General features: G+C 69.0%; 25 protein-coding genes. 6 read left to right on the top strand and 19 right to left on the bottom strand.

All coding sequences use genetic code 11. The annotated features are described in order from the left end of the window. Positions 1-11: 11 nt before the first annotated feature. The 3 genes from AC57B8_RS29000 to AC57B8_RS29010 all read left to right on the top strand — a co-directional run bounded on the left by AC57B8_RS29000 (position 12) and on the right by AC57B8_RS29010 (position 3837). Entirely contained in the window at positions 12-2042 is a 2031-nt protein-coding gene (locus AC57B8_RS29000) for a transglutaminase TgpA family protein (protein WP_496481499.1), read from the top strand. A gap of 65 nt (positions 2043-2107) precedes the next feature. Further along, a complete protein-coding gene (mltB, locus tag AC57B8_RS29005) occupies positions 2108-3211 on the top strand; it encodes a lytic murein transglycosylase B (protein WP_062482271.1) in 1104 nt (367 codons plus the stop codon). A gap of 5 nt (positions 3212-3216) precedes the next feature. Beyond that, positions 3217-3837, top strand: coding sequence for an HD domain-containing protein (locus AC57B8_RS29010; protein WP_496481500.1), 621 nt, complete (start codon positions 3217-3219; stop codon positions 3835-3837). Here AC57B8_RS29010 and AC57B8_RS29015 read toward each other — a convergent pair. The 16 genes from AC57B8_RS29015 to glpD form a co-directional block, all read right to left on the bottom strand. Continuing rightward, a complete protein-coding gene (locus AC57B8_RS29015) occupies positions 3816-4331 on the bottom strand; it encodes a hypothetical protein (RefSeq protein WP_390344918.1) in 516 nt (171 codons plus the stop codon). The two genes, AC57B8_RS29010 and AC57B8_RS29015, sit on opposite strands and share 22 nt — an antisense overlap. Then, entirely contained in the window at positions 4328-5407 is a 1080-nt protein-coding gene (locus AC57B8_RS29020) for a beta-ketoacyl synthase N-terminal-like domain-containing protein (protein WP_496481501.1), read from the bottom strand. The genes AC57B8_RS29015 and AC57B8_RS29020 overlap by 4 nt, the downstream gene beginning before the upstream one ends. Further along, on the bottom strand, positions 5404-5682 hold the full coding sequence (locus AC57B8_RS29025) for an acyl carrier protein (protein ID WP_139706326.1): 279 nt from the start codon (positions 5680-5682) through the stop codon (positions 5404-5406). The genes AC57B8_RS29020 and AC57B8_RS29025 overlap by 4 nt, the downstream gene beginning before the upstream one ends. After that, positions 5679-6836 (bottom strand): ABC transporter permease, encoded by a 1158-nt coding sequence (locus AC57B8_RS29030; protein ID WP_496481502.1) that lies wholly within the window; start codon positions 6834-6836, stop codon positions 5679-5681. The genes AC57B8_RS29025 and AC57B8_RS29030 overlap by 4 nt, the downstream gene beginning before the upstream one ends. A 9-nt stretch (positions 6837-6845) precedes the next feature. Then, complete coding sequence (locus tag AC57B8_RS29035; protein ID WP_159277463.1) at positions 6846-7754, bottom strand: ABC transporter ATP-binding protein; 909 nt, start codon at positions 7752-7754, stop codon at positions 6846-6848. After that, a complete protein-coding gene (darH, locus tag AC57B8_RS29040; protein WP_095947357.1) occupies positions 7754-8734 on the bottom strand; it encodes a BtrH-related acyltransferase DarH in 981 nt (326 codons plus the stop codon). Before darH ends, AC57B8_RS29035 begins: the two co-directional genes overlap by 1 nt. After that, on the bottom strand, positions 8731-9126 hold the full coding sequence (locus tag AC57B8_RS29045) for a DarG family dialkylresorcinol biosynthesis protein (protein WP_095947356.1): 396 nt from the start codon (positions 9124-9126) through the stop codon (positions 8731-8733). Before AC57B8_RS29045 ends, darH begins: the two co-directional genes overlap by 4 nt. Positions 9127-9128: 2 nt before the next feature. Next, positions 9129-10265, bottom strand: coding sequence for a beta-ketoacyl-ACP synthase III (locus AC57B8_RS29050; RefSeq protein WP_496481503.1), 1137 nt, complete (start codon positions 10263-10265; stop codon positions 9129-9131). Next, positions 10255-11259, bottom strand: a complete 1005-nt coding sequence (locus AC57B8_RS29055) for a dialkylrecorsinol condensing enzyme (RefSeq protein WP_260684963.1) — start codon at positions 11257-11259, stop codon at positions 10255-10257. The genes AC57B8_RS29050 and AC57B8_RS29055 overlap by 11 nt, the downstream gene beginning before the upstream one ends. A gap of 168 nt (positions 11260-11427) precedes the next feature. Beyond that, positions 11428-13158, bottom strand: coding sequence for an ABC transporter substrate-binding protein (locus tag AC57B8_RS29060; protein WP_070059465.1), 1731 nt, complete (start codon positions 13156-13158; stop codon positions 11428-11430). Positions 13159-13246: 88 nt separating this feature from the next. Next, the gene (locus AC57B8_RS29065; RefSeq protein ID WP_095744796.1) at positions 13247-13555 is read right to left on the bottom strand and encodes a DUF2160 domain-containing protein; all 309 of its coding nucleotides are present in this window, start codon (positions 13553-13555) and stop codon (positions 13247-13249) included. A 12-nt stretch (positions 13556-13567) separates the two neighbouring features. Next, positions 13568-14380 carry a carbohydrate ABC transporter permease gene (locus AC57B8_RS29070; RefSeq protein WP_496481504.1) on the bottom strand — a complete coding sequence of 271 codons (813 nt, stop codon included), beginning with the start codon at positions 14378-14380 and terminating at the stop codon, positions 13568-13570. Then, positions 14377-15267, bottom strand: coding sequence for a carbohydrate ABC transporter permease (locus tag AC57B8_RS29075; protein WP_062476737.1), 891 nt, complete (start codon positions 15265-15267; stop codon positions 14377-14379). Before AC57B8_RS29075 ends, AC57B8_RS29070 begins: the two co-directional genes overlap by 4 nt. After that, complete coding sequence (locus AC57B8_RS29080; protein WP_062476739.1) at positions 15264-16334, bottom strand: ABC transporter ATP-binding protein; 1071 nt, start codon at positions 16332-16334, stop codon at positions 15264-15266. The genes AC57B8_RS29075 and AC57B8_RS29080 overlap by 4 nt, the downstream gene beginning before the upstream one ends. 1 nt (position 16335) lies before the next feature. Next, on the bottom strand, positions 16336-17409 hold the full coding sequence (locus AC57B8_RS29085) for an ATP-binding cassette domain-containing protein (RefSeq protein ID WP_495304522.1): 1074 nt from the start codon (positions 17407-17409) through the stop codon (positions 16336-16338). Further along, entirely contained in the window at positions 17409-19085 is a 1677-nt protein-coding gene (gene glpD, locus AC57B8_RS29090) for a glycerol-3-phosphate dehydrogenase (RefSeq protein WP_496481505.1), read from the bottom strand. The genes AC57B8_RS29085 and glpD overlap by 1 nt, the downstream gene beginning before the upstream one ends. A gap of 122 nt (positions 19086-19207) precedes the next feature. On the opposite strand from glpD, the gene AC57B8_RS29095 reads away from it, so the two are divergent. Beyond that, on the top strand, positions 19208-19978 hold the full coding sequence (locus AC57B8_RS29095; protein ID WP_062476748.1) for a DeoR/GlpR family DNA-binding transcription regulator: 771 nt from the start codon (positions 19208-19210) through the stop codon (positions 19976-19978). Positions 19979-19997: 19 nt separating this feature from the next. Beyond that, complete coding sequence (gene glpK / locus AC57B8_RS29100; protein ID WP_496481506.1) at positions 19998-21494, top strand: glycerol kinase GlpK; 1497 nt, start codon at positions 19998-20000, stop codon at positions 21492-21494. Positions 21495-21506: 12 nt separating this feature from the next. On the opposite strand, the gene AC57B8_RS29105 is transcribed toward glpK, so the two are convergent. Then, positions 21507-21971, bottom strand: coding sequence for an SH3 domain-containing protein (locus tag AC57B8_RS29105; RefSeq protein WP_496481507.1), 465 nt, complete (start codon positions 21969-21971; stop codon positions 21507-21509). 200 nt (positions 21972-22171) lie between these two features. Here AC57B8_RS29105 and AC57B8_RS29110 point away from each other — a divergent pair, with 200 nt between their 5' ends. Next, positions 22172-23833 carry a sulfatase-like hydrolase/transferase gene (locus AC57B8_RS29110; protein WP_496481508.1) on the top strand — a complete coding sequence of 554 codons (1662 nt, stop codon included), beginning with the start codon at positions 22172-22174 and terminating at the stop codon, positions 23831-23833. 7 nt (positions 23834-23840) lie between these two features. On the opposite strand, the gene AC57B8_RS29115 is transcribed toward AC57B8_RS29110, so the two are convergent. Both AC57B8_RS29115 and AC57B8_RS29120 read right to left on the bottom strand, forming a co-directional pair. After that, positions 23841-24431 (bottom strand): Lcl C-terminal domain-containing protein, encoded by a 591-nt coding sequence (locus AC57B8_RS29115; RefSeq protein ID WP_496481509.1) that lies wholly within the window; start codon positions 24429-24431, stop codon positions 23841-23843. Positions 24432-24555: 124 nt separating this feature from the next. Then, entirely contained in the window at positions 24556-25512 is a 957-nt protein-coding gene (locus AC57B8_RS29120; RefSeq protein WP_062476763.1) for an alpha-E domain-containing protein, read from the bottom strand. Positions 25513-25518: the final 6 nt, after the last annotated feature.

Consider the following 25518-nt stretch of genomic DNA (forward strand, 5'->3'; position numbering starts at 1 on the left):
GGGGTCGCCGCATGAACCGGGTCGTACGCGAACTCACCGCGCTGCCGAGGGACGCACGGGACACGCTGTTCCTGCTGTGCGTCATCGGCCTCATCCTGCTGCCGCAGGTGGACGAGCTGCCGTGGTGGTGCTCGGCCATCACCGCCATGGTGCTGTTGTGGCGCGCCTCGCTGGCGGTACAGGCGCGCCCGCTGCCCAGCAAGTGGTGGCGCATCGCGCTGCTGGCGCTGGCGCTGGCCGCCACCTACGCCACCCACCGCACGCTGCTGGGCCGCGACGCGGGCGTCACGCTGGTCGTGTGCCTGCTGGCGCTCAAGACGCTGGAGCTGCGCGCCCGGCGCGACGCCTTCGTGGTCTTCTTCCTGGGCTTCTTCGCGATGCTCACGAACTTCTTCTATTCGCAGTCGCTGCTCACCGCCTTCACCATGCTGCTGGCGCTGCTGGGCCTGCTGACGGCGCTGGTCAACGCCCACATGCCGGTGGGCCGGCCGCCGCTGATGCAGGCCGCGCGCATGGCCGGCTGGATGGCGCTGGCGGGGGCACCGGTGATGCTCGCGCTGTTCCTGCTGTTCCCGCGCTTCGCACCGCTGTGGGGCACGCCCGGCGACGCCATGGCCGGGCGCACCGGCCTGTCGAACACGATGCGGGTCGGCACCATCGCCGAGCTGGCGCTCGACGGGAGCATCGCGGCACGCATCAAGTTCGACGACAACCGCGCGCCGCCGCAGAGCCAGCTGTACTTCCGCGGCCCCGTGCTGGCGCAGTTCGACGGCCGCGAGTGGACCGCACTGCCGACCTGGGCGCGCAGCGGGCAGGCGATGCCGAACCTGCGCACGCGCGGTGAGCCGGTGCGCTACGAGGTCACGCTCGAAGCCAGCCAGCGCCCGTGGCTGCTCACGCTCGACGCTGCGCCACGTGCGCCCGAGGTGCCCGGCTACGAGGTCACCGGCACGCCCGACCTGCAGTGGTTCGTGAACCGGCCGATCACCGACCTCGTGCGCTACCGCGCCGAGAGCCATCCACAGTTCCAGAGCGGCCCGATCGTGCGCACCGGTGGCCGGCTCCAGCCCTACCTGGTGCTGCCGCCCGGCAGCAACCCGCGCACCGCCGCGCTCGCCGCCCAGATGCGCGCCGACCCCGCGCTGGCCGGCGCCGATGCCAACGCCTTCGTGCAGGCCGCCTTGCGACGCCTGCGCACCGGCGGCTACACCTACACGTTGGAGCCCGGCGTGTACGGCGACGAGACCGCCGACGAGTTCTGGTTCGACCGCAAGGAAGGCTTCTGCGAGCACATCGCCTCGGCCTTCGTGGTGCTGATGCGCAATCTGCAGATTCCGGCGCGCATCGTCACCGGCTACCAGGGCGGCGAGCTCAACAACGTCGACAACTACTGGGTGGTGCGCCAGAGCGACGCGCACGCCTGGGCCGAAGTTTGGCAAGAAGGTGCGGGCTGGGTGCGCGTCGACCCGACCGGCTCGGTCGCGCCCGGGCGCATCGGGCAGTTCCAGCGCCTCACGCCGCAGCCCGGCCTGCTGGCCGGCGCCATCGGCGTCATGAGCCCGACGCTGGTGCAGAACCTGCGCGCCGCCTGGGAGGCCGTGAACAACGGCTGGAACCAGTGGGTGCTCAACTACACGCAGAGCCGCCAGCTCGACCTGCTCAAGACCCTCGGCTTCAACGCCCCGAGCCTGGAAGACCTGGGCTACGTGCTGCTGTACCTGCTGGTGGCCGCGAGCCTGGCCGGCGCCGGCTGGACGCTGTGGGAGCGCAGCCGGCACGACCCGTGGCTGCGCCTGCTGGGCCGGGCCCGAGCGCGCCTGGCCAAGGCCGGCCTGCCGCTGCCCGAGACGGCGCCGCCGCGTCAGATGGCCCAGGCCGCCGACGCCCGCTTCGGGCCCGCCGCGCAGGCCGTGCGCGACTGGCTGCTGAAGCTCGAAGCCCAGCGCTACGCGCCCGCCGCGTCCGGCCCATCGGCCTCGCTCGCCGCGCTGCGCGCCGAGTTCCGCCGGCTGCCCTGGCCGCCCACGCCGCCGCGCGCCTGAAGCGCGGCTGCAACCACATGTGTCCCCCGAAAGTGCGCATGCGCACGGGCGGCACAATCGTGCCCATGTCACACGCCTTTCCCACGCCCTTGCGCGCCGCAGTGGCCGCCACCGCCCTCCTCGCCGCCTGCGTCGCCTGGCCCACGGGCGCCCTGGCCCAGAAGCCCCAGGCCAATGGCCGCCCCGCCGTCACGCCGGTGCGCGGCAGCACCCCGTACGCCACGCGGGACGACGCCATGGCGTTCGCCGACGACGTCGCCCAGCGCCGCAACCTCGACCGCGACTGGGTGCGCGCCACCATCGGTGCCGCGCGCTTTCTGCCCAACGTGCCGCGCCTGATGCTGCCGGGCCCCGTCGGCACCGTGAAGAACTGGCAGACCTACCGCAGCCGCTTCATCGACCCGGTGCGCATCGCGGCCGGCGTGCGCTTCTGGCGCGCCAACGCCGAGACGCTCGCGCGCGCCGAGGCCACCTACGGCGTGCCGCCGGAAATCATCGTCGGCATCGTCGGCGTCGAGACCATCTACGGCCGCAACATGGGCAACTTTCGCGTGATCGACGCGCTGGCCACGCTGTCCTTCGACTTCCCGCAGGGCCACCCGCGCGCGGCCGAGCGCATCGCCTTCTTCCGCGGCGAGCTCGAAAGCTTCCTGAGCACCGAAAGCCGCACCGCCGACGACCCGCTCACGCCCGTGGGCAGCTACGCCGGCGCCATGGGCATGCCGCAGTTCATGCCCAGCAGCATCGCCAAGTACGCGGTCGACTTCGACGGCGACGGCCGCATCGACCTCGTGAACAACCCGGTCGACGTGATCGGCTCGGTGGCGAGCTACTTCAAGGGCTTCGGCTGGACGCCGGGCATGCCGTCGATCTATCCGGTGCATTTCGAGGAAGCGCGCCTGAAGAAGGCGCTGCTGCTGGCGCCCGACATCCTGCCGACCTTCAGCGCCGACAGCTTCGTGGCGGCCGGTGCCGTGCCCGAGGGCGAAGGCCTGAAGCACAAGGGTCTGCTGGCGCTCATCGAGCTGCAGAACGGCCTCGACGCGCCGCCGACCTACGTCGCCGGCACGCGCAACTTCTACGTGATTACGCGCTACAACTGGAGCAGCTACTACGCGATGTCGGTGCTCGACCTCGGCCAGGAGGTCAAGGCCGCGATGGAGCAGTAACCGCGATGACACCGCAGGCGCTGCACGCGAACTGGAACGCCGCCTGGCAGGCGCTCGGCGTGGCCACGCCCGACGACGCGCTGCGGCTCGAACTGCAACGCCGCTACGGCGAGCCGCAGCGCCACTACCACACGATGCAGCACCTGGGCGAATGCCTCGCGTGGTTCGACCGGGAACAGGCGCTCGCCGAACGCCCCGGCGAAGTCGCGCTGGCGCTGTGGTTCCACGATGCGATCTACGACGTGCATGCGCACGACAACGAAGCCCGCAGCGCCGACTGGGCGCGACAGGCACTGCAGGCGGCCGGCGCGAGCGATGCGTCGGCCGAACGCGTCCACGTGCTCGTCATGGCCACGCGCCACGACGCCGTGCCCGAGGGCCGCGACGCCGAACTGCTGATCGACATCGACCTGTCGATCCTCGGCGCCGAGCGCGCGCGCTTCGACGAGTACGAGCGCCAGGTGCATGCGGAATACGGTTTCGTTCCCGAGGAGATTCGCCTGCCGCGCCGGCGCGCGATCCTCCAGCGCTTTCTAGCTCGCCCGGCGATCTACGCCACGCCGCGCCTGCACGCACTGCTCGAAGCGCGAGCGCGCGAGAACCTTCAGCGCTCGATCGCCGCTTGATCGGCTGGCACCAGCCGCCACCATTCGGAGCGCGGCGGCACGTCGCCGAACGTCTCCTCCACCACCCCGAACAGCAACCCGTCGCGCCCCGCACCCAGCTGCGACAGCGCCAGCGGCCGTGCGAGATCGCGGCACAGCATGAAGCTCGCATCGCCCTGCCAGTCGAGGCTGCGGCCGACCTCGGCCAGCATCAGCGCGGGCTGGCCCTGCATGAAGGTGAAGGGCATCGGCAAGCCCGCGTCGAGCTGCGCCAGCCCCGCGCGCGTGGCCTCCCATGCGCCGCGCCGGCTGGTCACGCGCAGGCGCGCGCCCGCCGGCAGCGCGGCTTCGCCGGCCGCGTCGAGGCAGCGCAGCGCGCCGTACATCGCCAGCTCGGTCCACAGGCCGACGCGGCGCGGCCGGCGGCCCAGGCGGGTCGCGAGCGCGTCGCGCCAGTCGTCGGGCGGCGGATGCGCCACGACGTGCGCGACAGTGCGCCAAGTCGGTGTGGTCATGCGGCGTTGCAATCCTTGAGCACCAGCGACGCATGCCCGCCGCCGAAGCCCACCACGTTGAGCAGGATGTGGCGCAGCCGCGCCGGCGGCCCGTCGCTCAGCGCGATGCCCAGCGTCTCGTCCAGCGCGTAACCGACCGACGGCCAGGCGCCGCCTTCGATGCAGCCGACCAGCAGGGCCAGCTCCGCCGCCCCGGCCGCGCCCAGCGTGTGGCCGATCGCCGACTTGAGCGACACCAGCGGCGGCAGCGGCGCGAACACCTGCCGCAGCGCCTCGACCTCGATCGCGTCGTTGACCGGGCTGCCGGCGGCCTGCACCTTGATGAGGTCGATGTCCGCGGGCTGCAGGCCGCTGCGCGCCAGCGTGTCGCGGCACATCGCGCGCACCGCGCTCGCCTCGGTGCCCGAGGGGTTGCGGCCGTCGACCACGTTGGCGCCGCCCAGCAGCGCCCAGCGCGCGGGCAGCGATCCGAGCCGCAGCGCCGCCACCGCTTCGCCGAGCACCAGCCCCTGGCGCCCCGCACCGAAGGGCCGTGCGCTGTCGGGCGCCAGCAGCTGCATCGCGCCGAAGCCGGCCACGGTGAAGCGGTTGTCGAGTTCGGCGCCGATCACCAGCGCCTCGCGCGCCTCGCCCGCGCGCACCATGTCGGCCGCTGCCAGCATCGCGTTGAGCGCCGAGGTGCAGGCGGTCGAGACGGTGAAGACCGGGCCCTGCCAGTCGAGCGCGGCGGCGGCGATGTCGGCGAAATCCTGCAGGTCGCCGCTGAGCCGCGCGTCGTGCTGCGCATGTTCCATGGCTCCGATGTCGAGCGACGACGAGGCCACGAACAGAGGCCCCTGCCGGTCCAGCCCCTCGCCGGTCTGCGCGACCACGCGGCGCACCGTGTGCTGCACGCGCTGCGCCCAGTCACCGGGCGGCACCGCCAGCGTGTAGACCGGCCACTGCAGGCCCTCGGCCACCGTCACCGGCGTGGGCGGCACGCCGCCGCGCCGCAGCGCCGCGAGCGCGGACGGCACATCGTCGCCGAGCACGCAGGCCAGGCCCATGCCGGCCAGGTACACCGGCATCAGGCTCATGCCTTGCCCGCTTGCACCAGGTGTTCCGCCAGGTGCGCGATCGAGGTCATGGCACGCCGCGTGTCCTTGCTGTCGGGCATGCGGAGGCCGAAGTGCTGCTGGATCGCCATCGACACCTGCAGCGCGTCGAGCGAATCGAGGTCCAGCCGCGCCTCGGGGCCGAACAGCGGCTCGTCGTCGCCGAGGCCGCCGGGCGGCGCGTCTTTTTCGACAGCCTCGAGCACAAGGGCCTTGAGGCGGGCGATGAATTCAGGAGAAGAAACGGTGCTCGTCACGGTGCGCGCCTGCGAAACAGAAAGACAGCCACGAAGAACATGAGGGCCGCGAACGCCACCAGCCGGCCGACCTGCGGCAGCACCTCGGCCACGCCGCCGCCGCGCAGCAGCACGGTGAGCAGCGCTTCGAGCCCCCAGTTCATGGGAGAGATTTCGACCATGCGCTGCATGAAGCCCGGCATGACGAACTTGGGCACCATGATGCCGCCCGCCGCCGCCATCAGCACATTCACCATCGGCCCGAGCGTGGCGGCCTGCGCATGGCTCTTGACGAGGCAGGCCACCGCCAGCGACAGGCTCACCGCCGCCAGGCTCACGGCCGCCAGCGACAGCAGCAGGCCGCCCCAGTGGATGCCCGCGAGCGAGAGCGCATCGCCGCCGATCAGCGGCATGAACCAGATGCCCGCCGCCAGCATCAGCAGCGCCTGCAGCGCGTTCACGCCGAGGTAGGGCAAGGCCTTGGAGGTCAGCAGCATCGAACGCGACACGCCCAGGCTCTGCAGTCGGCCGAGCGCGCCCGAGCCGCGCTCCTGCACGAACAGGCTGGACAGCGAGGCCACCACGAAGAACATGCCGAACACCAGCCAGGCCGGCACGTTCTGCTGCACCGACGTGGGCCGCGGGCCGGCGGTGGCAAAGCGCTCGGCCTGCACCATCGCCTGGATGGACGCGTCGGGCGCAGGGCTGGCCGTGCCGGGCACCGCCAGCGCGAGCCGCGCCTTGAGTTCGCCCGAGGCGCCTATGAGTTCGGCGCGCAGCGCGTTGAACAGGTTGGCGTCGATGCCGGGTTCGGCGAGCAGGCGGATGTGGGCGCGCGTGGAGAGTGCGGCCGATTCCAGTTCGTCCGACAGGCCCGGCTCCAGCACGATCACGTACTTGAGCGTGCCGCTGCGCAGCCGCGCCTGCCAGTCGCTGCCCAGCGGCTGCGGCGCGCCGTGGCTGCGCTGCCAGATCTGCAGCAGCCATTTGGCGGGCGTGCCGCTGTCGCGCGCATCGACCGCGTAACTCAGCTCGGCCAGCGGCGGACGGTAGATGTCCTTCAGCGTGAGCGACATCAGCACGATGAAGACCATCGGCATCACGAACAGCACGGCCAGCCCGTGCATGTCGCGCACGAGGGCCAGCAGTTCCTTCTTGATGAGCGCTAGGAGCATGGCGTTCGGTCAGTCGCGCAGCGAGCGGTGCGTGAGCGCCATGAACAGCTGCTCGAGGTCGTGCCGGCCGAACTCGGCCTGGCGCACCTCGATGCCTTCGGCTTCGAGCGCGGCCAGCACGGGGCCGGGGCCGGTGCCCGCGTTCAGGTGGATGCGCCAGTGCGCCGCGCCCTGCTCCACCGTGCCGAAGCGCGAGAGCCTCTGCGCGTCGAGCCCGTCGGCGGCCAGGGTCAGCAGCATCGCGCTTTGCGACAGCAGCGCGTCGAGCGGGCCTTCGCGCAGCACGCGGCCCTGGTCGAGGATGGCCACGCGGTCGGCGATGGCCTCGATCTCTTCCATGTAGTGCGAGGCGTAGATCACCGCCGCGCCGGCCTGCGCGAGGCTCTTGATGGCATCGAGGATGAAGGCGCGCGACTGCGGATCGACGCCCACCGTCGGCTCGTCGAACAGCATCAGCTCGGGTTCGGGCAGCAAGGCGATCGCGAGGTTGAGCCGGCGCTTGAGGCCGCCCGAGAGCCGCTCGGCACGCACGCCCGCGAACTGTTCGAGCTGCGCGAACTGCGTGCAGGTGTCGATGCGCGCCTTCTTTCGCGCGCCCGAGAGGCCGCCGGCCGCGGCGAAGCAGGCCAGGTTCTCGGCCACGGTGAGCATCGGGTAGAAGGCCTGGTCCTGCGGCGCCACGGCAATGCGCGTGGGCGCCTTGGCGCGCACCTGCTGCAACGGCTGGCCATCGATGCGGATGTCGCCCGACTGCACCGCGAGCGCGCCCGACAGGTGCGAGATCAGCGTGGTCTTGCCGGCACCATTCGGCCCCAGCAGGCCCAGCACGCAACCGCGCGGCACGGCGAGCGACACGTCGGCCAGCGCGGCCTTGTCAGCGTGCGGGTAACGGTAGCCGAGCTGGTGAAGCTCGAGCATCAGGCGACGGCGGCCTTGAGGTCGCGAAAGAAGGTTTCTTCCTGCTGCGCCTGCTCGCGCAGCTTGCCCGCGAGTGCGACCGGATCGACCGGCTCGCGACCCTTGACCATGCGCGCCGCCTTGAGCGCGAACGCGCGCCAGCCGTCGCCGATGGCGATCAGGCGTTCGGACATCTGCGTCAGCTGCGGCTTGTCGAGCAGCTGCGCGGCCTCCTGCAGGAAGCCCGCGTAGATGAAGCGAAAGCCCGCCCCGCCCGTGCCGATCTCTTCCTGCATGCGCACCAGGTGGCCGATGAAGTCGACGCTGCGCGGATCGCTGGGCGACAGCTTCTGCATGCGCTTGGCCAACGTGCGCATGCCGCGCACACCCACGATGGGCACGGGCGCGAGCATGTTGCGCACGGTCTTGCGGATGGCCTGGGTCACCGAGGCGGCGTCGACCGCCTTGCGCTCGATGGCCTGCGGGTAGTACATGAGGCCCTTGGGTGCCAGCACGCCCTTGGCGAAGCGCGCGCGCGACAGGTCTTCGCTGGCGCAACGCACGGGCTCCTCGAACACGGGGTCGCTGATCAGGTAGTCGTCGCCGTCCTTGCCGTAGACCAGCAGGTTGTGCGCGTTGAAGTGAAAGCGCATGTTCGGCGGAAAGTACGGCAGCCAGTAGACCGAGGTCTGCAGGCCCACGAGCTGGCCGTCGGCCAGCAGCGCGTCCAGCCGCTGCTGCCCGGCCTGCGGACTGCGGAAGGTCTCGAAGCGAAAGCGCGCAGCCATCGGCGCCAGCAGGCCCTTGATGATGGCCTTGGGCGGCATGCGGTACGAGATGAGCGGCAGGCCCGACAGCTTGATGAACGGCAGGTAGGCGAAGGACAGCGCCGACGACAACCCGAGCGCCATCGCCTCGCTCATCGGCGCGCCGTGGTGGCGCATGAGGCTGGAGATGACGCCGCTTTCGCAGTGCGCCGCCTGTTGGTGTTGGAAGTTCACGGCAGGCCTTGCAGGGTGGAAACGGGCAGCCCCAGCGCCTGGCCGTAGCGGGCGAGCTGGGCCGGCGACAACGCGGCGAAATGGCGCGGCTGCAGGTGGCGGCGCACGCGCCATTGCCAGAAGCCGCTGGTCTGCGAGAGCAGCGCCACGTCCATGCGGCGCTCGTACATCCAGTATTCGAGCGGCGAGGCCAGCCCGGCCTTCACGCGCGCCTTGGCCTCCTGCGCCTGCTCGATGAGCACATCGACCGCGTGGCTGGTGACGATCTCTTCCGCCTCCCACCCCTTCGAGGTGGTGGTGACGACGCGGCCTTGCGCGTCGCGGGCGTACATCAGCTTGGAATGGCCTGCGAGGGTTGCGTTGCCCTCTTGCGGCACGGCATCGAGGTCCATGGCTACACAGCCTCCAGGTAGATGAAGCCGCTCGAGAAGCGGCCGCTTTCGGGCACGAACATCAGGAGCTTCTGGCCCGGCTTGATGCGGCCCGAGCGGAACAGCTCGTCGAGCATGATGTACGGCGAGGCCGAGCCCGTGTTGCCCTTGGTCGCGAGGTTGCTGAACCAGCGCTCGCGCGGAATCGGAAGGCCCAGCGACGCCAGGCTCGCTGCCACGGGTTCGACGAAATAGTGCGACGACAGGTGCGGCAGGAACCAGTCGATGTCGTCGGTCTTGAGCCCGCGCCGCTCGATGATGGCGGCCAGCGGCTCGGCCAGCGTGGCGCGCACGATGTTGTCGTTGAGCAGGCGCACGTCCTGCTTGACGGCGAAGGTCGAGTCGCGCTGCCAGTCGGCCGGCGAGGTGCGGGCCCAGCCGTCGAGGCCGCCCTGTTCGTTCTTGTCGGCGCCGGCATACATGCACACCGGCAGCTCGTGCGCCGCCGACGACAGCTCGATCCATTCGACGCGCAGCGACAGCGGCCCGCGCGGCTCGCGCTCCAGCAGCACCGCGCCGGCGCCGTCGGACAGCATCCAGCGCAGGAAGTCTTTCTCGAAGGCGATCTCGGGGCGCGCTTCGAGCGCTTCGAGCTTGTGCTCGAGCTCGGCCTCGAAGTTGATCCCGCGCATCACAGCCGAGGCCAGCTCGGAGCCCGTGGCGACCGCGCGCCGCGCGTCGCCCGCGCGCACCGACAGCCACGCATGCTTGAGCGCCGCCGCGCCGGCCAGACAGATGCCGGCGCAGGCCACCACCTCGAGCCGGGGCCAGCCCAGTTCGCCGTGCACCATCACCGCGTGGTTGGGCATGAGCTGGTCGGGCAGCGAGGTGCCGGTGACCAGGCAGTCGACTTGGCCGATGTCGTCGCCCAGCGCGCGGATGGCCGCGGCGGTGAGCTGTGCGTTGGTCATGGCCAGCTGGCCGGTGGCACGGTCGATGGCGTAGTGGCGCGACTGGATGCCGTTGCTGCGCAGGATGAGGCGTCGCGCACGCGACACCTTGCCGCCGATGCGGCCCAACACTTCTTCGATGTCTTCGTTGCTGACCGGAGAAAAAGGCAGGAAGGCAGCGGTGCGGGTCAGGAAAACATCAGTCGTCATAGAGAGGGAGCCGGTCCGTGGCAGAGCCCGACGGGCGCTCGAATTGAGCCGTCATTTTAGTCAGCCACCCTCGGAACAACGGCCGCAGCAGGGCCTGCAGCGTCAGGCTCACCGGCACGACGGTGACGATCAGTGCCAGCAGAAACAGCACGTACAGCAAGAGCAGCGGTTTGCGCACCGCCGCGCCCGGCCCGCCGGCCGCCATGATCAGCTTGCCCCACAGGTAGAAGCTGCGCGTGCCGGCCTTCTCGCTGATGAGCAACCGCGCCTGGGCGCGCACCGCGCCCAGCCCGGCCAGCAAGGGCGCATCGCCCTGCTCGCGGCCTGCGTGCAGCGCGTCGCGCAGGGCCCGGCCGAAACGGCCGCAGCCGCGGATCTGTTCCTCGCTCAGCCCCGCGTCGGGCATGCCCCAGAAGCCGCGCTTGCGGCCCCAGATGAGCCAGGCCGGCGTGGTGAAGAAGGTGGCGAGCGTGGGGCCCGGGTCGGTGAGCACCACGTTGTCGATCAGGCGCGCGCCGGTGGCGGCGAGCAGGCCCTTGAGCTTTTCGTGGGCCAGCAGCCACATGTTGCGACAGGCGATGACCGTGACCACGGGTTTTCCCTTGAGCAGCCGTGCCGCCACGGGGTGCTGCAGGAAGGCCACGACCGGCTGCGCAGGCGCCAGGAACCAGACCTGGTACGGCAGGATGACGAGGTCGAAGTCTTCGTCGCCCGTGAGCGTCAGCGGCGCCAGCGGGCCCGGCTTCAGGTGGGCCGACTCGGGGAACGCGTCGAAGAAGGTCAGGAAGGGCCAGGGAAAGGGAAAGCGCTGCAGCGGCCGCAACGTTTCCACGCGCAGTTCGATGCCCGGGTCGGCGCGCAGCGGCGCGGCGATCTGCCCGGCCACGCGGTCGAGTTGCCCGGTCTGCGAGTACTGGATCAGCAGGACGCGTTTGACACGCGCGCTCGGGGTGGCAGGAGGGCTGGCGGTGGGGCTGGAAGAACTTGGATTCACTGGCGGGCCGTGGCGGGGGCCGTCGAATGTAAGCGAACCTTTTCAAAGGTGCATCTGCCATAGGTCATGGCGTCGCGTGAATCCGACGAACCAAGGCGCCAGAAAGCGAAAAAGGGCCGCACCTCGCGGCGCGGCCCTTGTTTGCAATTGCTGCTGGCGAAGCGCCGATCAGCGCACCTTGCCGGCCTTCCAGGCGCTCAGCAGCTTGTTGTAGTCGATGGTCTCGCCCTTGGGCTTCTCGTTGGCCAGCTTCTTCCACGGGGCGTGCTGGTCGCTGAGCCACTTGTTCGGGTCGCCCTTGGCGTTGAGCTTGGGCGCGCAGTGGGCCATGCCGGCGCGTTGCAGGCGGCCCATCACGTTGTCCATCTCGTCGGCCAGGTTGTCCATGGCTTTCTGCGGGGTCTTCTCGCCCGTGACGGCCTCGGCCACGTTCTTCCACCACAGCTGCGCCAGCTTGGGGTAGTCGGGCACGTTGGTGCCGGTGGGCGTCCATGCCACGCGGGCCGGGCTGCGGTAGAACTCGACCAGGCCGCCCAGCTTGGGCGCCATGTCGGTCATGGCCTTGCTCTGGATGTCCGATTCGCGGATCGGGGTCAGGCCCACGATGGTCTTCTTGAGCGAGACGCTCTTGGAGGTCACGAACTGGGCGTAGAGCCAGGCGGCGGCGGTCTTGTTGGCGTCATGGCCGTTGAAGAACGACCACGAACCCACGTCCTGGTAGCCGTTCTGCATGCCCTGCTTCCAGTACGGGCCGTTCGGGCCGGGCGCCATGCGCCACTTGGGCGTGCCGTCCTCGTTCACCACGGGCAGGCCCTTCTTGGTCATGTCGGCCGTGAAGGCCGTGTACCAGAAGATCTGCTGGGCGATCTGGCCCTGCGCGGGCACCGGGCCGGCTTCGCCGAAGGTCATGCCCATGGCTTCCTTGGGCGCGTACTTCTTCATCCAGTCGATGTACTTGGTGAGCGCGTACACGGCGGCCGGCGAGTTGGTCGCACCGCCGCGCGACACGGCCGCGCCCACGGGCGTGCACTTGTCGTCGGCCACGCGGATGCCCCATTCGTCGATCGGCATGCCGTTGGGGGTGCCGATGTCGGCGGTGCCGGCCATCGAGAGCCACGCATCGGTGAAGCGCCAGCCCAGCGACGGGTCCTTCTTGCCGTAGTCCATGTGGCCGTAGATCGGCTTGCCGTCGATGGTCTTCACGTCGACGCTGAAGAACTCGGCGATGTCCTCGTAGGCGCTCCAGTTCAGCGGCACGCCCAGGTCATAGCCGTACTTGGCCTTGAACTTGTCCTTCAGGTCCTTGCGATCGAACAGGTCGGCGCGGAACCAGTACAGGTTGGCGAACTGCTGGTCGGGCAGCTGGTAGAGCTTGCCGTCGGGCGCGGTGGTGAACTTGGTACCGATGAAGTCCTTGAGGTCGAGCCCGGGGTTGGTGTACTCCTTGCCCGCACCGGCCATGTAGTCGGTGAGGTTCATCATCTTGCCGTAGCGGTAGTGCGTGCCGATCAGGTCGGAGTCGGAAATCCAGCCGTCGTAGATCGACTTGCCCGACTGCATCGAGGTCTGCAGCTTCTCGACCACGTCGCCTTCCTGGATCAGGTCGTGCTTGACCTTGATGCCGGTGATTTCCTCGAAGGCCTTGGCCAGCGTCTTCGATTCGTATTCATGCGTGGTGATGGTCTCCGACACCACCGAGATTTCCTTGACGCCCTTGGCCTGCAGCTTCTTGGCCGCGTCGATGAACCACTTCATCTCGGCCGCCTGCTGGTCCTTGCTCAGGGTCGACGGCTGGAACTCGCTGTCGATCCATTTCTTGGCTTCGGGCTCTGCGGCCCATGCGCCGTGCGCGGCGACCATCGCCGCCGCCATTGCCAATGCCGTGTAGCGCATCTTCATGAATGTGTCTCCTCGGTTGTGCTTCCCCGGTTTTTTCATCGCGGCTCCGGGGAGGCGGAGAGCCGGACGCGTTGACGAAATCGGTGGGCTAGCCTTTGCGCATCACGAGCGCCAGCACGAGCATCGACAGCACGAAGCCGATCCAGATCGAGGGCTCGGCCTCCAGGCTCAGCCACTCCTGCACCTTGCCGGCCAGGCCGACGAAGATCAGGTTGACGTAGGCCGCGGACAAGAGGCCGATGAAGAGCCGATCGCCGCGCGTGGTGGCAATGGGCAGCCAGCCGCGGCGCATCGTGGTGGGCGACTTGAATTCCCACACCGTCATGCCGACCAGCATGAGCGCGATGCAGCTGAAGAAAACGGCCACCGGGGTGGTCCAGACCATCCAGTCGAACATGTCTCGGTCTCCTTAGACGCGGCCCATCGCAAAGCCTTTTGCGATGTAGTGGCGCACAAACCAGATCACGATCGCGCCAGGCACGATGGTGAGCACGCCGGCCGCGGCCAGCGTCGCCCAGTCCATGCCCGAGGCGCTCACCGTGCGCGTCATCGTCGCCACGATGGGCTTGGCGTTCACGCTCGTGAGCGTGCGCGCCAGCAGCAGCTCGACCCAGCTGAACATGAAGCAGAAGAACGCCGCCACGCCCACGCCGGCCTTGATGAGCGGCAGGAAGATGGTGAGGAAGAAGCGCGGGAACGAGTAGCCGTCGATGTAGGCCGTCTCGTCGATCTCGCGCGGGATGCCGCTCATGAAGCCTTCGAGAATCCACACCGCCAGCGGCACATTGAACAGCAGGTGCGCCAGCGCCACACCCAGGTGCGTGTCCATGAGGCCCACGGTGCTGTACAGCTGGAAGAACGGCAGCAAAAACACCGCGGGCGGCGTCATGCGGTTGGTCAGCAGCCAGAAGAACACGTGCTTGTCGCCCAGGAACGAATAGCGCGAGAACGCGTAGGCCGCCGGCAGCGCCACGGTGAGCGAGATCACCGTGTTGATCGCCACGTAGATCAGGCTGTTGATGTAGCCTGAGTACCACGACTCGTCGGTGAAGATGCGCGCGTAGTTGGCCCAGCTGAGCTGCTGCGGGAAGAACGAGAAGCTCGACAGGATCTCCTCGTTCGTCTTGAAGCTCATGTTGACCATCCAGTAGATGGGCAACAGCGCGAACAGGATGTACAGCAGCAAGAAGATGCTGCGCTTGTGGAAGCGTTTTTCGTTCATTGTTCTTTCTCCACTTCTTGCGTACCGACCCGCTGCATCCAGTTGTAGAGCACGAAGCAGAACAACAAAATGATCAGGAAATAGATCAGCGAGAACGCCGCCGCCGGCCCGAGGTCGAACTGCCCCACGGCCTTCTGCGTGAGGTACTGGCTCAGGAAGGTGGTCGCGTTGCCCGGCCCGCCGCCCGTCAGCACGAAGGGCTCGGTGTAGATCATGAAGCTGTCCATGAAGCGCAGCAGCACCGCGATCATCAGCACGCCACGCATCTTGGGCAGCTGGATGTAGCGGAACACCGCGAACTTGCTGGCGCCGTCGATGCGCGCGGCCTGGTAGTAGGCGTCGGGAATCGAGCGCAGGCCGGCGTAGCAGAGCAAGGCCACCAGCGGCGTCCAGTGCCACACGTCCATCACCAGCACCGTGAGCCAGGCGTCGGTCGCGCTGCCGGTGTAGTTGTATTCGATGCCCATGACCTGCAGCGCGTGGCCCAAAAGGCCGATGTCGGCACGGCCGTAGATCTGCCAGATGGTGCCCACCACGTTCCATGGAATGAGCAGCGACAGCGCCACCACCACCAGCACCGCCGACGACTTCCAGCCGGTGGCCGGCATCGACAGCGCGAGCGCGATGCCCAGCGGAATCTCGACCAGCAGCACCGACAGCGAGAAGCCCAGCTGGCGCCACAGCGCCTGGTGCAGCTCGTCGTCGCGCATCACGGCAGCGAACCATTCGGTGCCGACGAACACGCGCCGATCGGGCGAGATGATGTCCTGCACCGAGTAGTTGACCACCGTCATCAGCGGCACGATGGCCGAGAAGGCCACGCAGATCAGCACCGGCAGCACGAGCCACCACGCCTTCTGGTTGATCGGCTTGTTCGTCGGGTTCATGCGACCAGTTCCTCGTCCTTGTAGTAGCAGGTGTGGGTGTCGAGCACCCGCAGCCACACCGTGTCGCCCACCGAGGGCGGCTGTTCGTCCGAATGCATGCGCACCTTGACCACGCCGCCGTCGACTTCGGCGCTGAGCATCGCGTGCGTGCCGACGTCCTGCACCTGCTTCACCACCGCCGGCACGGCGCCGGCCGCACCCGCATTCGACAGGCGCAGGTACTCGGGCCGGATGCCGATCTTGAGCGCGCCGGGCGGCAGCTCGCGCGTGGGCACCAGCGGCGTGCCCGCCACTTCGAGTGCGCCGTTGGCGCTGTGGGCCGACAAGAAGTTCATGCCCGGCGAGCCGATGAAATGCCCCACGAAGGTGTGGGCCGGCCGCTCGAACAGCGCCTCGGCGCTGCCCACCTGCACGGCCTTGCCGCGCGTCATGACCACCACCTCTTCGGCGAAGGTCAGCGCCTCGACCTGGTCGTGCGTCACGTAGATCAGCGTGAGCTTGAGCTCGCGGTGGATCTGCTTGAGCTTGCGGCGCAGCTGCCACTTCAGGTGCGGGTCGATCACGGTGAGCGGTTCGTCGAACAGCACCGCCGACACGTCGCTGCGCACCAAACCGCGGCCCAGCGAGATCTTCTGCTTGGCATCGGCCGCCAGGCCCGCCGCGCGCTGGTTGAGCTGGCCGCTCATGTCGAGCATTTCGGCGATCTCGCCGACGCGCTTCTTGATCTGGTCTTCGGGCACCTTGCGGTTGCGCAGCGGGAACGCGAGGTTCTCGGCCACGGTCATGGTGTCGTAGATCACCGGGAACTGGAACACCTGCGCGATGTTGCGTTCCTGCGGCGTGGCGCGCGTCATGTCGCGGCCGTCGAAACTCACGCTGCCCTGCGAAGGCACGAGCAGGCCCGAGATGATGTTGAGCATGGTCGTCTTGCCGCAGCCCGAGGGGCCTAGCAGGGCGTACGCGCCGCCGTCGCGAAAGCTCATCTTCAGCGGGAGCAGCGCGTAGTCGCTGTCCTGCGTGGGGTTGGCGCGGTAGGCGTGGGCCAGGTCGAGATCGATGCGTGCCATCTCAAGCTCCTTTGCGCCAAGCCGGCGCCAGTGCCAGCTTTTCGCTGGCATCGAACACATAGGCCTGCGATGCGCTGAAGTACAGCGTGATCGAAGCGCCCAGCTCGAAGCGGTGCACACCGGTGAGCTGCGCCACCAGTTCGCCCACCGCCGTGTCGACGTGCACGAAGGTGTCGGAGCCCGAAATTTCGGCCAGCTCCACCTTGCCGGGCAAGGCGATGTCGCCCTCCCCCGCGTTCACGTTCAAGGCACTCGCGCGCAGGCCGACCGTGACCGTGCCCGACACGCTTTCCGGCAGGGCCAGCGTCAGCGCGGGCCCGCCCGCGAGCTGCACGCGACCGGCCGCGGCAGTGCCCGCCAGCAGGTTCATCGGCGGATCGCTGAAGGCGCGCGCCACGCGCAGCGACTGCGGCGCATGGAACACCTCGGCGGTCGGGCCGTACTGCAGCAGCTCGCCGGCGTCCATCACGGCCGTGTAGCCGCCCAGCAGCAGCGCTTCGCCGGGCTCGGTGGTGGCGTAGATGACGGTCGAGTCGCCGGTGGCGAAGAGCTGCGTGAGTTCTTCGCGCAGGCCTTCGCGCAGCTTGTAGTCGAGGTTGACCAGCGGCTCGTCGAGCAGCATGAGCGGTGCGTTCTTGGCGAGCGCGCGCGCCAGCGCCACGCGCTGCTGCTGGCCGCCCGACAGCTCCTGCGGGTAGCGGTCGAGGAACATGCCGATGTGCAGCTTGTCGGCCAGCGCCTTCACCCGCGCGTCGATGTTCGATTCGCCGCGCAGCTTCAGCGGCGAGGCGATGTTGTCGGCCACCTTGAGCGAGGGGTAGTTGATGAACTGCTGATAGACCATCGCGACATTGCGCTCGCGCACCGGCGTGCCGGTGACGTCCTTGCCGTCCACCAGCACACGCCCGGTGCTCGGCGTGTCGAGCCCGGCCATGAGGCGCATCAGGCTGGTCTTGCCGGCCTGCGTGGCACCGAGCAGCACGGTCACCGCGCCGCTTTTGGGCGCAATGCTCTGCTCGTAGAGCCAGGTTTGCGCGCCGACCTTCTTGGTGACGCGCTCCAGAGTCAGCTGCATCAGCTCACCTCCACTTCCACGGTGTCGTTGTTGTTCTTTGCGTTGGCCTGCAGCCAGATCGCCACCTGCTCGCGCTCGGCGGGCGTGTAGTGCAGGCCGAGCTTGGTGCGGCGCCAGAGCACGTCGTCCGAGCTCACGGCCCATTCGCGCGCCTGCAAAAAGCGCAGCTCGCGCTCGTACAGGCCGGGCGCCACCTCGGCGCCCATGTCGGCCAGCGACTGCGCCTCGCCGACCAGTTCGGCCACGCGCGCGCCGTAGCCGCGCGCCAGCCGCAGCGCGACCTGGGCGTCGAGCCAGGGGTACTTCGCCTGAACGGCCGCCACGAAGCGGCCGAAGTCGTCGTCGGGGCGCTTGGGCGCGCCGATCCAGGCCGACAGGTCGCCGCCGGCCAGGAAGGCGCCGTCGGTCCAGGCCGGACGCTGGGCGTTCGACTGGCCGAGCATCTTGCCGACCTCGTCGGCCGCATCCTCGGCCAGCTTGCGGAAGGTGGTGATCTTGCCGCCCCACACCGACAGCAGCGGCGCGGCGGTGGTGTTCGATTCGAGCAGGTAGTCGCGCGTGACGGCCGAGGGGTCGCCCGAGGCGTCGTCCAGCAGCGGGCGCACGCCCGAGTAGGTCCACACCACGTCGGCCGGCACGATGGCCTTGTCGAAGTAGCGGCTGGCCTGGGTGCACAGGTAGTCGATTTCTTCCTGCGCGATGCGCGCGGCGCCGGGGTCGTCGCCGCTGATCTCGATGTCGGTGGTGCCGATCAGCGTGAACGCGCCCTGGTAGGGGATGGCGAAGATGATCCGCTTGTCGGGGTTCTGGAAGATGTAGGCGTGGTCGTGGTCGAACAGGCGCGGCACGATGATGTGGCTGCCCTTCACGAGCCGCAGGCTCTTGGTGGCCAGCGCCTCGCCGCGCGCCGACTGGGCCACGCCGCGCAGGAAGGATTCGGCCCACGGGCCGGCCGCGTTCACCACGGCGCGCGCGCGCACGGTGCGGTGCGCGCCATCGGGGCCTTCGAGCGTCGCGACCCAGCCGTCGGCGCCGCGCTGCGCATGGATGCAGCGCGTGCGCGTGAGCACTTCGGCGCCCTTCGAGCGCGCATCGATGGCATTGAGCACCACCAGCCGCGCGTCGTCGACCCAGCCGTCGGAGTACACGAAACCGCGCTTGTACTGCGCCTTGAGCGGCGCGCCGGCCGGGTGCTGGCGCAGGTCGATGCCGCGCGACGGCGGCAGCACCTCGCGCTTGGCCAGGTGGTCGTACATGAACAGGCCGATGCGGATCATCCAGGCCGGGCGCATCGAGGGGTCGTGCGGCATCACGAAGCGCAGCGGCCACATGATGTGCGGCGCGCTCTTGAGCAGCACCTCGCGCTCCTGCAGCGCCTTGCGCACCAGCGAGAACTCGTAGTACTCGAGGTAGCGCAGCCCGCCGTGGATCAGCTTGGTGGAAGACGACGAGGTGTGCGAGGCCAGGTCGTCCTTCTCGCACAGGACCACGCGCCAGCCCCGGCCGGCCAGGTCGCGCGCAATGCCGCAGCCGTTGATGCCACCGCCGACGATCAGCACATCGCAATCGGTGGCGGGTTCGGCCGCTGGAGAGGAGAAATCGGTCACAGGCTGGAGGTCCGTAGGTTCGTGACTTTTGTCAGCAAAGGCCGAGATTGTATTTTCGCGTTTTTTCATTTGGATTCCTTTTGGCGCGATTTTCCTCCGAGTTTTCCCTTACTCGGCTTCGTTTTCTTTCGTTTTAAAGTGACGCGGCCTGTACCCTCGACCCCAGTCTTTCCGCTTTCCACGACGCCTCTGTGAACTCCAACCCGCGCCAGATCAACCTCCTCGACACCGTGCGCGCGCGCGGTTCGGTCACCGTCGAACAGCTCGCCGACATGCTGGGCGTCACGCTGCAGACCGTGCGGCGCGACGTGCAGCGGCTGGCCGATGCGGGCTTGCTCACGCGTTTCCACGGCGGCGTGCGCGTGCCCAGTTCGACCACCGAGAACATCGGCTACCAGCAGCGCGAAACGCTCAACGCCGACGGAAAAGCGCGCATTGCGCGCCGCGTGGCCGAGCTGGTGCCCAACGACTGTTCGCTGATCCTGAACATCGGCACCACCACCGAGGCCATCGCCAAGGCGCTGATGCGCCACACGGGCCTGCGCGTGATCACCAACAACCTGAACGTGGCGACCATCCTGAGTGGCAACACGGCCTGCGAGGTGATCGTGGCCGGCGGCTCGGTGCGCCCGCGCGACCGCGCCGTGGTGGGCGAGGCCACCATCGACTTCATCCGCCAGTTCAAGGTCGACATCGCGCTCATCGGCGTGTCGAGCATCGAGGCCGACGGCTCGCTGCGCGACTTCGACCTGCGCGAGGTGAAGGTCGCACAGACCATCATTGCCCAGGCGCGCGAGGTGTGGCTGGCGGCCGACGCGAGCAAGTTCAACCGGCCGGCCATGATCCAGCTGGGCACGCTCTCGCAGATCGACCGCCTGTTCACCGACGCCGCGCCGCCGCCGCCCTTCCCCGACCTGCTGCATGCCGCGCAGGTGCGCCTCGAGATCGCGCGCGACAACTGAACCCCATCAGACTCATCGAATGACCACCTACCTGCTTGCCCTGGACCAGGGCACCTCCAGCTCGCGCAGCATCGTGTTCGACCGCGAAGGCCGCATCGTCGCCATCGCCCAGAAGGAACTCACGCAGATCTACCCGCAGCCGGGCTGGGTCGAGCACGACCCCATGGAAATCTGGCGCAGCCAGCTGGCCACCGCGCGCGAGGTGCTGGCCAAGGCGAAGCTGCAGCCCGCCGACATCCACGCCATCGGCATCACCAACCAGCGCGAGACCACCGTGCTGTGGAACCGCACCACCGGCCAGCCGGTGCACCACGCCATCGTCTGGCAGGACCGCCGCGCCGAGCCGCTGTGCGCGCAGCTGCGCGAGCAGGGCCTGAGCGACACCATCCGCGAAAAAACCGGCCTGGTGATCGACGCGTATTTCTCGGGCACCAAGCTGCGCTGGCTGCTCGACAACGTGCCCGGCGCGCGTGCCCAGGCCGAACGCGGCGAACTCGCCTTCGGCACGGTCGACAGCTGGCTCATGTGGCAGCTCACCGGCGGCAAGGTGCACGTGACCGACGTGAGCAACGCCTCGCGCACCATGCTCTTCAACGTGCACGCGAACGACTGGGACGCCGACCTGCTGAAGGCACTGGACATTCCCGCCGCGCTGATGCCGAAGGTGCAGCCCTCGAGCTCGCACTTTGCCGACACCGACGCCGCGCTGCTGGGCCACGCGCTGCCCATCGGCGGCGTGGCCGGCGACCAGCAGAGCGCCCTCTTCGGCCAGGCCTGCTTCGAGGCCGGCATGGCCAAGAACACCTACGGCACCGGCTGCTTTTTGCTGATGCACACGGGCGGCGCGTTCCAGCCCTCGCACAACGGCCTGCTCGTGACCAGCGCCGCGCAGGTCGACGCGACCCCGCAGTACGCGATGGAAGGCAGCGTGTTCGTCGGCGGCGCCGTGGTGCAGTGGCTGCGCGACGGCCTCAAGGCCATCAAGGGCAGCGCCGAGGTGCAGTCGCTCGCCGAGAGCGTGCCCGACGCCGGCGGCGTGATGATGGTGCCGGCCTTCACCGGCCTGGGCGCGCCCTACTGGGACGCGGACGCGCGCGGCACGATCACCGGGCTCACGCGCGGCACCACGGTCGCGCACATCGCGCGCGCCGCGCTGGAAAGCATCGCGTACCAAAGCGCCGCGCTGCTGCAGGCCATGAGCCGCGACGCGGTGGCCGCGGGCGGCAAGCCCGTGGCCGAGCTGCGCGTGGATGGCGGCGCGAGCGTGAACGACCTGCTGATGCAGTTCCAGGCCGACCTGCTGGGCATTCCGGTGGTGCGGCCCGAGGTTGTCGAGACCACCGCGCTGGGCGCGGCCTACCTCGCGGGGCTGTCGACCGGCGTCTACACCGACGCGCGCCAGCTCTCGAAGCTGTGGAAGGTGGAGCGCCGCTTCATGCCGACCATGGGCCGCGCACAGGCCGAGGAATCGATGGCGCGCTGGGAGCGCGCCGTGCGCCAGGCCACCGCGACCTGAGCGGGCGCGCGCTTACCAGCCCCAGAGGGAGCGCTTCAGCACCCAGCCGGTGGCGCCGCCTTCGTGGCGCACCTTCACCCAGTCGCCACGGCGCTCGAGGGTGCGCAGCACGTCACCGTACACGGCCTTCTTCACGACCGGGCTGCGCGCGCCGGGTGCGCGGCGCAGCTGCGCGGTCTTCGCCTTCACCACGTGGTGCGGCGTCTTGTTCGTCATCGAACGGAAGACCCAGGCCTTGTCGTTCTCGAAATCGGTGACGCGCAGCCAGTCGCCCTTGCGGCCGATCACGCGCAGCGGATAGCCCCGGCTCACGGTCCAGTGCGCCTCGGCGCGCTGGCTGGGAGCGGTGCGCATGTTCAGGGTCTTGACCGCGACACTGACCATCTGCGGCTGCGCGGCAAAGGCGGACGGCAGCACCATCCACGAGAAGAAGAATGCGAGCAGGAGCGCGGGCAGTCGGCGGCTGAATCGGGCCATGGGGCGAGGGTTCCTTTCGAGAAGACACGGGAGGTCCGGCAAATGCCGGTCGAAGCCCCCTCTGGGACGCTGAGCGCCGATAAGTTCCGCGGGGATATCCCTGAGCCGCACTCCAAAGACCCCGCAAGGGTCGGGACACTGGCCGTGTCGCCGCAGGGTGCGGGGCAGAATTCGCCCGCCCTCGACTCCCCGCGCCGCGCTTGACACATCCCGCCATCGACGCCCCGCGTCCTCCCTCCAGCGCCCTGCTGGCCTGTGGCGTGGTCGGCGCAACGCTGCTGGCACTCATCGCCCTGGGCCACGACGGCCGCCGCATTGCCCAGCTCGCAGTGCTCGCCGCGCCGCCCGTGCTCTGGCTGCTGTGGCCGCTGCACAGCGCGCGCCTGCGGCGCTGGCGCACGGCGCTGGTGTGGCTCTGGGTCATGGGCTTCGGCCTGGACGCCGTGGTCCGCGCCTACCTGCTCGACACCTACCAGGCCGCGCCCGACAGCGCCATGGTGCTGGGCGCCGCGGCCAACACCAATGCACGCGAAAGCGCCGAGTACCTGCGCATGCACTGGCGCTCCGCCGTCGTCTGGTCGGCCGCACTCGTGGCGGCGGGCCTGCTGGCGGGCCTGTTCGCGCGACGCGGTGCCACGGCGCCGCGTGCGCGGCGGCCGTTCTGGGTGCGCTCGCTGCTGCTGCTCATCCTGCTGGTCGCCTGCGTGGCCTACGCGAGCAAACCCTGGCGCCGGCTGCACCCGGTCGTCTTCTGGACCCAGTGGTCGCAGTCGCTGCAGGACCAGCGCGCCGCCTGGGCCGACCAGGAAAAAACCCGCGATGCGCAGATGGCCCAGGCCCGGCAGATCGCCCCGGTGATCACGCGCGAGGGACCGTCCACCGTCGTGCTCGTCATCACCGACAGCATCAACCGCGACAACATGGGCCTGTACGGCTACGGCCGCCCGACCACGCCGCGCCTGCAGGCGCACAAGGCGCAGGAGGGTGACCGCATGGCCGTGCTGCGCAACGCGTGGTCGGTGGACGCAAGCACCCTGCCCGCGCTGCGCAACATGTTCCATTTCGGCCAACCCGCGAATGGAAACGACGGAAACAACGGGAACGGCGACAGCCCGCCCCACCTGCTGGCCCTGGCGCGCGCCGCCGGCTACAAGGTCTGGTGGATCAGCAACCACGACGACCTGGCCATCGAGCAGCAGCACGCGCGCTACGCCGACGTGGTCGACATGGTGAACCGCACGCCGGGCCGCGCCAGCGCCTCGCTCGATGGCGAGATCCTCGACTGCGTGCAGGAGGCCTTTGCCGACACCAGCACCGAGCGCAAGCTCATCGTGGTCCACCTGATGGGCGCGCACCCGCACTACAGCCTGCGCTTTCCCGAGAACGCCAACCCCTTCGACGACAGCGTCGACGCGGTCGAGAACGGCCTCGTGAAGGACGGCCGCTCGGCCTGGGTGCGCCACTTCCGCCAGGAGTACGACGCGGCTCTGCTGTACCACGACTTCGTGGTGTCGGAACTGCTGCAGCAGACCCGCAGCACCGGCAAGCCGGAGGACTACCGCGCCTGGATGTACCTGTCGGACCACGGTCAGGAAGTCGGTCACGGCAGCAACCGCGCAGGCCACAGCCCCGCCACCGCCTCGGGCTACCGCATCCCGGCCGTCGTCTGGCGCAACCGCGAGCCGCTGCCCACCGACGCCGCCACGCAGCAGCCCTTTCGCGCGGACTGGGCCGGCTGGAGCCTGATGGACCTGCTGGGCATCCGCTGGAGCGGGCAGAAGGCCGAACGCAATGTGCTGGGCGACAGCTACCGGTGGCAGGCGCCGGAGATTCCGGTGGTGGTGGAGTCGTTCTCGAAGTAGCGGGAGGTCAGTGGTCGGCCACCGGCCGCACGGCGTGGGTGGCCTCGGCCGCCTCGTTCTGGCCGATCCACGCATTGCTGAAGTCCACGGCATAGAAGTGCTGCGCAGCCTCGCTGCCCGAGCCCGACCAGAACTTGCGCAGCGGCGTATCGGGAAAGCGCGCGCTGTCGATGGTGGGAACGGAGGTTTGGCGGGCGCACCACCGGGGCACGGTGACGGGCTCCCGTTCGGGACTCAGCTCGAGCGTGAAGGTCTCGTCGACCAGGCCATGGTCGCAACGCCGCAGCGCCGCCAGCTCCACGATGGTGGGCAGCCGCCATTGCGAGATGCCTTCATGGCCCTTGGCGTTGAGCGCCTGCACGCGTTCCTGCGCGTCCATCAGGCTCAGGGCTTCGGCCTCGCCGACGCAGCGACCACCCTGCCAGGTCTGCCCCAGCGCGCAGCGCAGCCAGCGCAATCCCGTGGCGGCATCGACGACGACGGCCGTCGATGCCTGCGCGGAGGCTTGTTCTTTCGGTGAGGCGGCCTGGTCGCAGCCGGCGAGCAACGCGACAGCCGCCAAGGCGGCGGCCTTCCACTTGCCATCACGGGCAAGCATTGATTTCTTCATGAGAACTCCCTGCGGTCAGCAACTTGGATCGAGATCGAACTCGAATGCTACCGCCGGGGGTGCGAGGTCCCGGGGCCGGCCTGGGCCCGCAGGACGTCGATTCAATGCACCGTCAGTGCGCCGGCACCAGGAAGTCCTGGCTGATCCGCCCGCCCAGCTCGTTCACCCGATCGAGGAACTGCGTGAGGTAGGCGTGCAGGCCCGTCGCCAGGATCTCGTCGACGCGTGCGTACTGCAGGTCGGCCAGCAGCTTGCCGGCGCGGCGTTGGGTTTCGGCGCTCTGCTCGTTCTGCACCTTGGCGAGGTTGTTGACCACCTCGACCAGGCTCGCGTGCAGCGAGCGCGGCATGTCGGCGCGAAGAATGAGCAGCTCGGCCACGCGCTCGGGCTTGATCACGTCGCGATACACCTTGCGGTAGACCTCGAAGGCCGAGACGCTGCGCAGGATCGCGCTCCAGTGATAGAAGTCGTACTCCTGGTCTTCCTCGGTGGCGGCGCCGAAGAACTCGCTGTTGAGCGCGTGGAACTTCACGTCGACCAGGCGCGCCGTGTTGTCGGCACGCTCCAAAAAGGTGCCCAGGCGCGAGAAGTAGAACGCCTCATCCTGGAGCATGGTGCCCAGCGTGACGCCGCGCGACAGGTGCGAGCGGAACTTGACCCACTCGAAGAACTGGCCCGGGTCGCGCTCGAAGTCGCCGGCGCGCAGCATGCGGTTCACTTCGAGCCAGGTGGTGTTCTGCGTTTCCCAGGCCTCGGTGGTGAGCGCGCCGCGCACGGCACGCGCATTCTCGCGGGCGGCCTTCAGGCAGGAGACGATCGACGACGGATTGCTCTCGTCCTTGACCATGAACTCCATGACTTCGTTGGGCGTGATCTGGTCGTACTTCTTGCTGTACCAGGGCAGCAATTCGCTGATCGAGAGCACGCCCTGCCAGCCGTACTTGGCAACCTCGGCCGACTGCGGCAGCAGCGAGGTCTGGTAGTTGACGTCGAGCATGCGCGCCGTGTTCTCGGCACGCTCGGTGTAGCGCGACATCCAGTAGAGGTGGTCTGCGGTGCGGGACAGCATCGTTTG

It is taken from the genome of Variovorax sp. BGA-UO-ETr-C22 (assembly GCF_059567965.1).

Excerpts from the sequence above, each read along its gene's own strand:
- AC57B8_RS29105 (WP_496481507.1), bottom strand. The coding sequence starts at position 21,971 with ATGGCCCGATTCAGCCGCCGACTGCCCGCGCTCCTGCTCGCATTCTTC.
- AC57B8_RS29020 (WP_496481501.1), bottom strand. The coding sequence starts at position 5,407 with ATGAGCCTGATGCCGGTGTACCTGGCCGGCATGGGCCTGGCCTGCGTG.
- AC57B8_RS29035 (WP_159277463.1), bottom strand. The coding sequence starts at position 7,754 with ATGCTCGAGCTTCACCAGCTCGGCTACCGTTACCCGCACGCTGACAAG.
- AC57B8_RS29075 (WP_062476737.1), bottom strand. The coding sequence starts at position 15,267 with ATGAACCCGACGAACAAGCCGATCAACCAGAAGGCGTGGTGGCTCGTG.
- AC57B8_RS29060 (WP_070059465.1), bottom strand. The coding sequence starts at position 13,158 with ATGAAGATGCGCTACACGGCATTGGCAATGGCGGCGGCGATGGTCGCC.
- AC57B8_RS29115 (WP_496481509.1), bottom strand. The coding sequence starts at position 24,431 with ATGCTTGCCCGTGATGGCAAGTGGAAGGCCGCCGCCTTGGCGGCTGTC.
- AC57B8_RS29015 (WP_390344918.1), bottom strand. The coding sequence starts at position 4,331 with ATGACCACACCGACTTGGCGCACTGTCGCGCACGTCGTGGCGCATCCG.
- mltB (WP_062482271.1), top strand. The coding sequence starts at position 2,108 with ATGTCACACGCCTTTCCCACGCCCTTGCGCGCCGCAGTGGCCGCCACC.
- glpK (WP_496481506.1), top strand. The coding sequence starts at position 19,998 with ATGACCACCTACCTGCTTGCCCTGGACCAGGGCACCTCCAGCTCGCGC.
- AC57B8_RS29070 (WP_496481504.1), bottom strand. The coding sequence starts at position 14,380 with ATGAACGAAAAACGCTTCCACAAGCGCAGCATCTTCTTGCTGCTGTAC.
- AC57B8_RS29085 (WP_495304522.1), bottom strand. The coding sequence starts at position 17,409 with ATGCAGCTGACTCTGGAGCGCGTCACCAAGAAGGTCGGCGCGCAAACC.
- AC57B8_RS29045 (WP_095947356.1), bottom strand. The coding sequence starts at position 9,126 with ATGGACCTCGATGCCGTGCCGCAAGAGGGCAACGCAACCCTCGCAGGC.
- AC57B8_RS29030 (WP_496481502.1), bottom strand. The coding sequence starts at position 6,836 with ATGCTCCTAGCGCTCATCAAGAAGGAACTGCTGGCCCTCGTGCGCGAC.
- AC57B8_RS29065 (WP_095744796.1), bottom strand. The coding sequence starts at position 13,555 with ATGTTCGACTGGATGGTCTGGACCACCCCGGTGGCCGTTTTCTTCAGC.
- AC57B8_RS29000 (WP_496481499.1), top strand. The coding sequence starts at position 12 with ATGAACCGGGTCGTACGCGAACTCACCGCGCTGCCGAGGGACGCACGG.
- glpD (WP_496481505.1), bottom strand. The coding sequence starts at position 19,085 with ATGAAAAAACGCGAAAATACAATCTCGGCCTTTGCTGACAAAAGTCAC.
- AC57B8_RS29050 (WP_496481503.1), bottom strand. The coding sequence starts at position 10,265 with ATGACGACTGATGTTTTCCTGACCCGCACCGCTGCCTTCCTGCCTTTT.
- AC57B8_RS29080 (WP_062476739.1), bottom strand. The coding sequence starts at position 16,334 with ATGGCACGCATCGATCTCGACCTGGCCCACGCCTACCGCGCCAACCCC.
- AC57B8_RS29010 (WP_496481500.1), top strand. The coding sequence starts at position 3,217 with ATGACACCGCAGGCGCTGCACGCGAACTGGAACGCCGCCTGGCAGGCG.
- AC57B8_RS29120 (WP_062476763.1), bottom strand. The coding sequence starts at position 25,512 with ATGCTGTCCCGCACCGCAGACCACCTCTACTGGATGTCGCGCTACACC.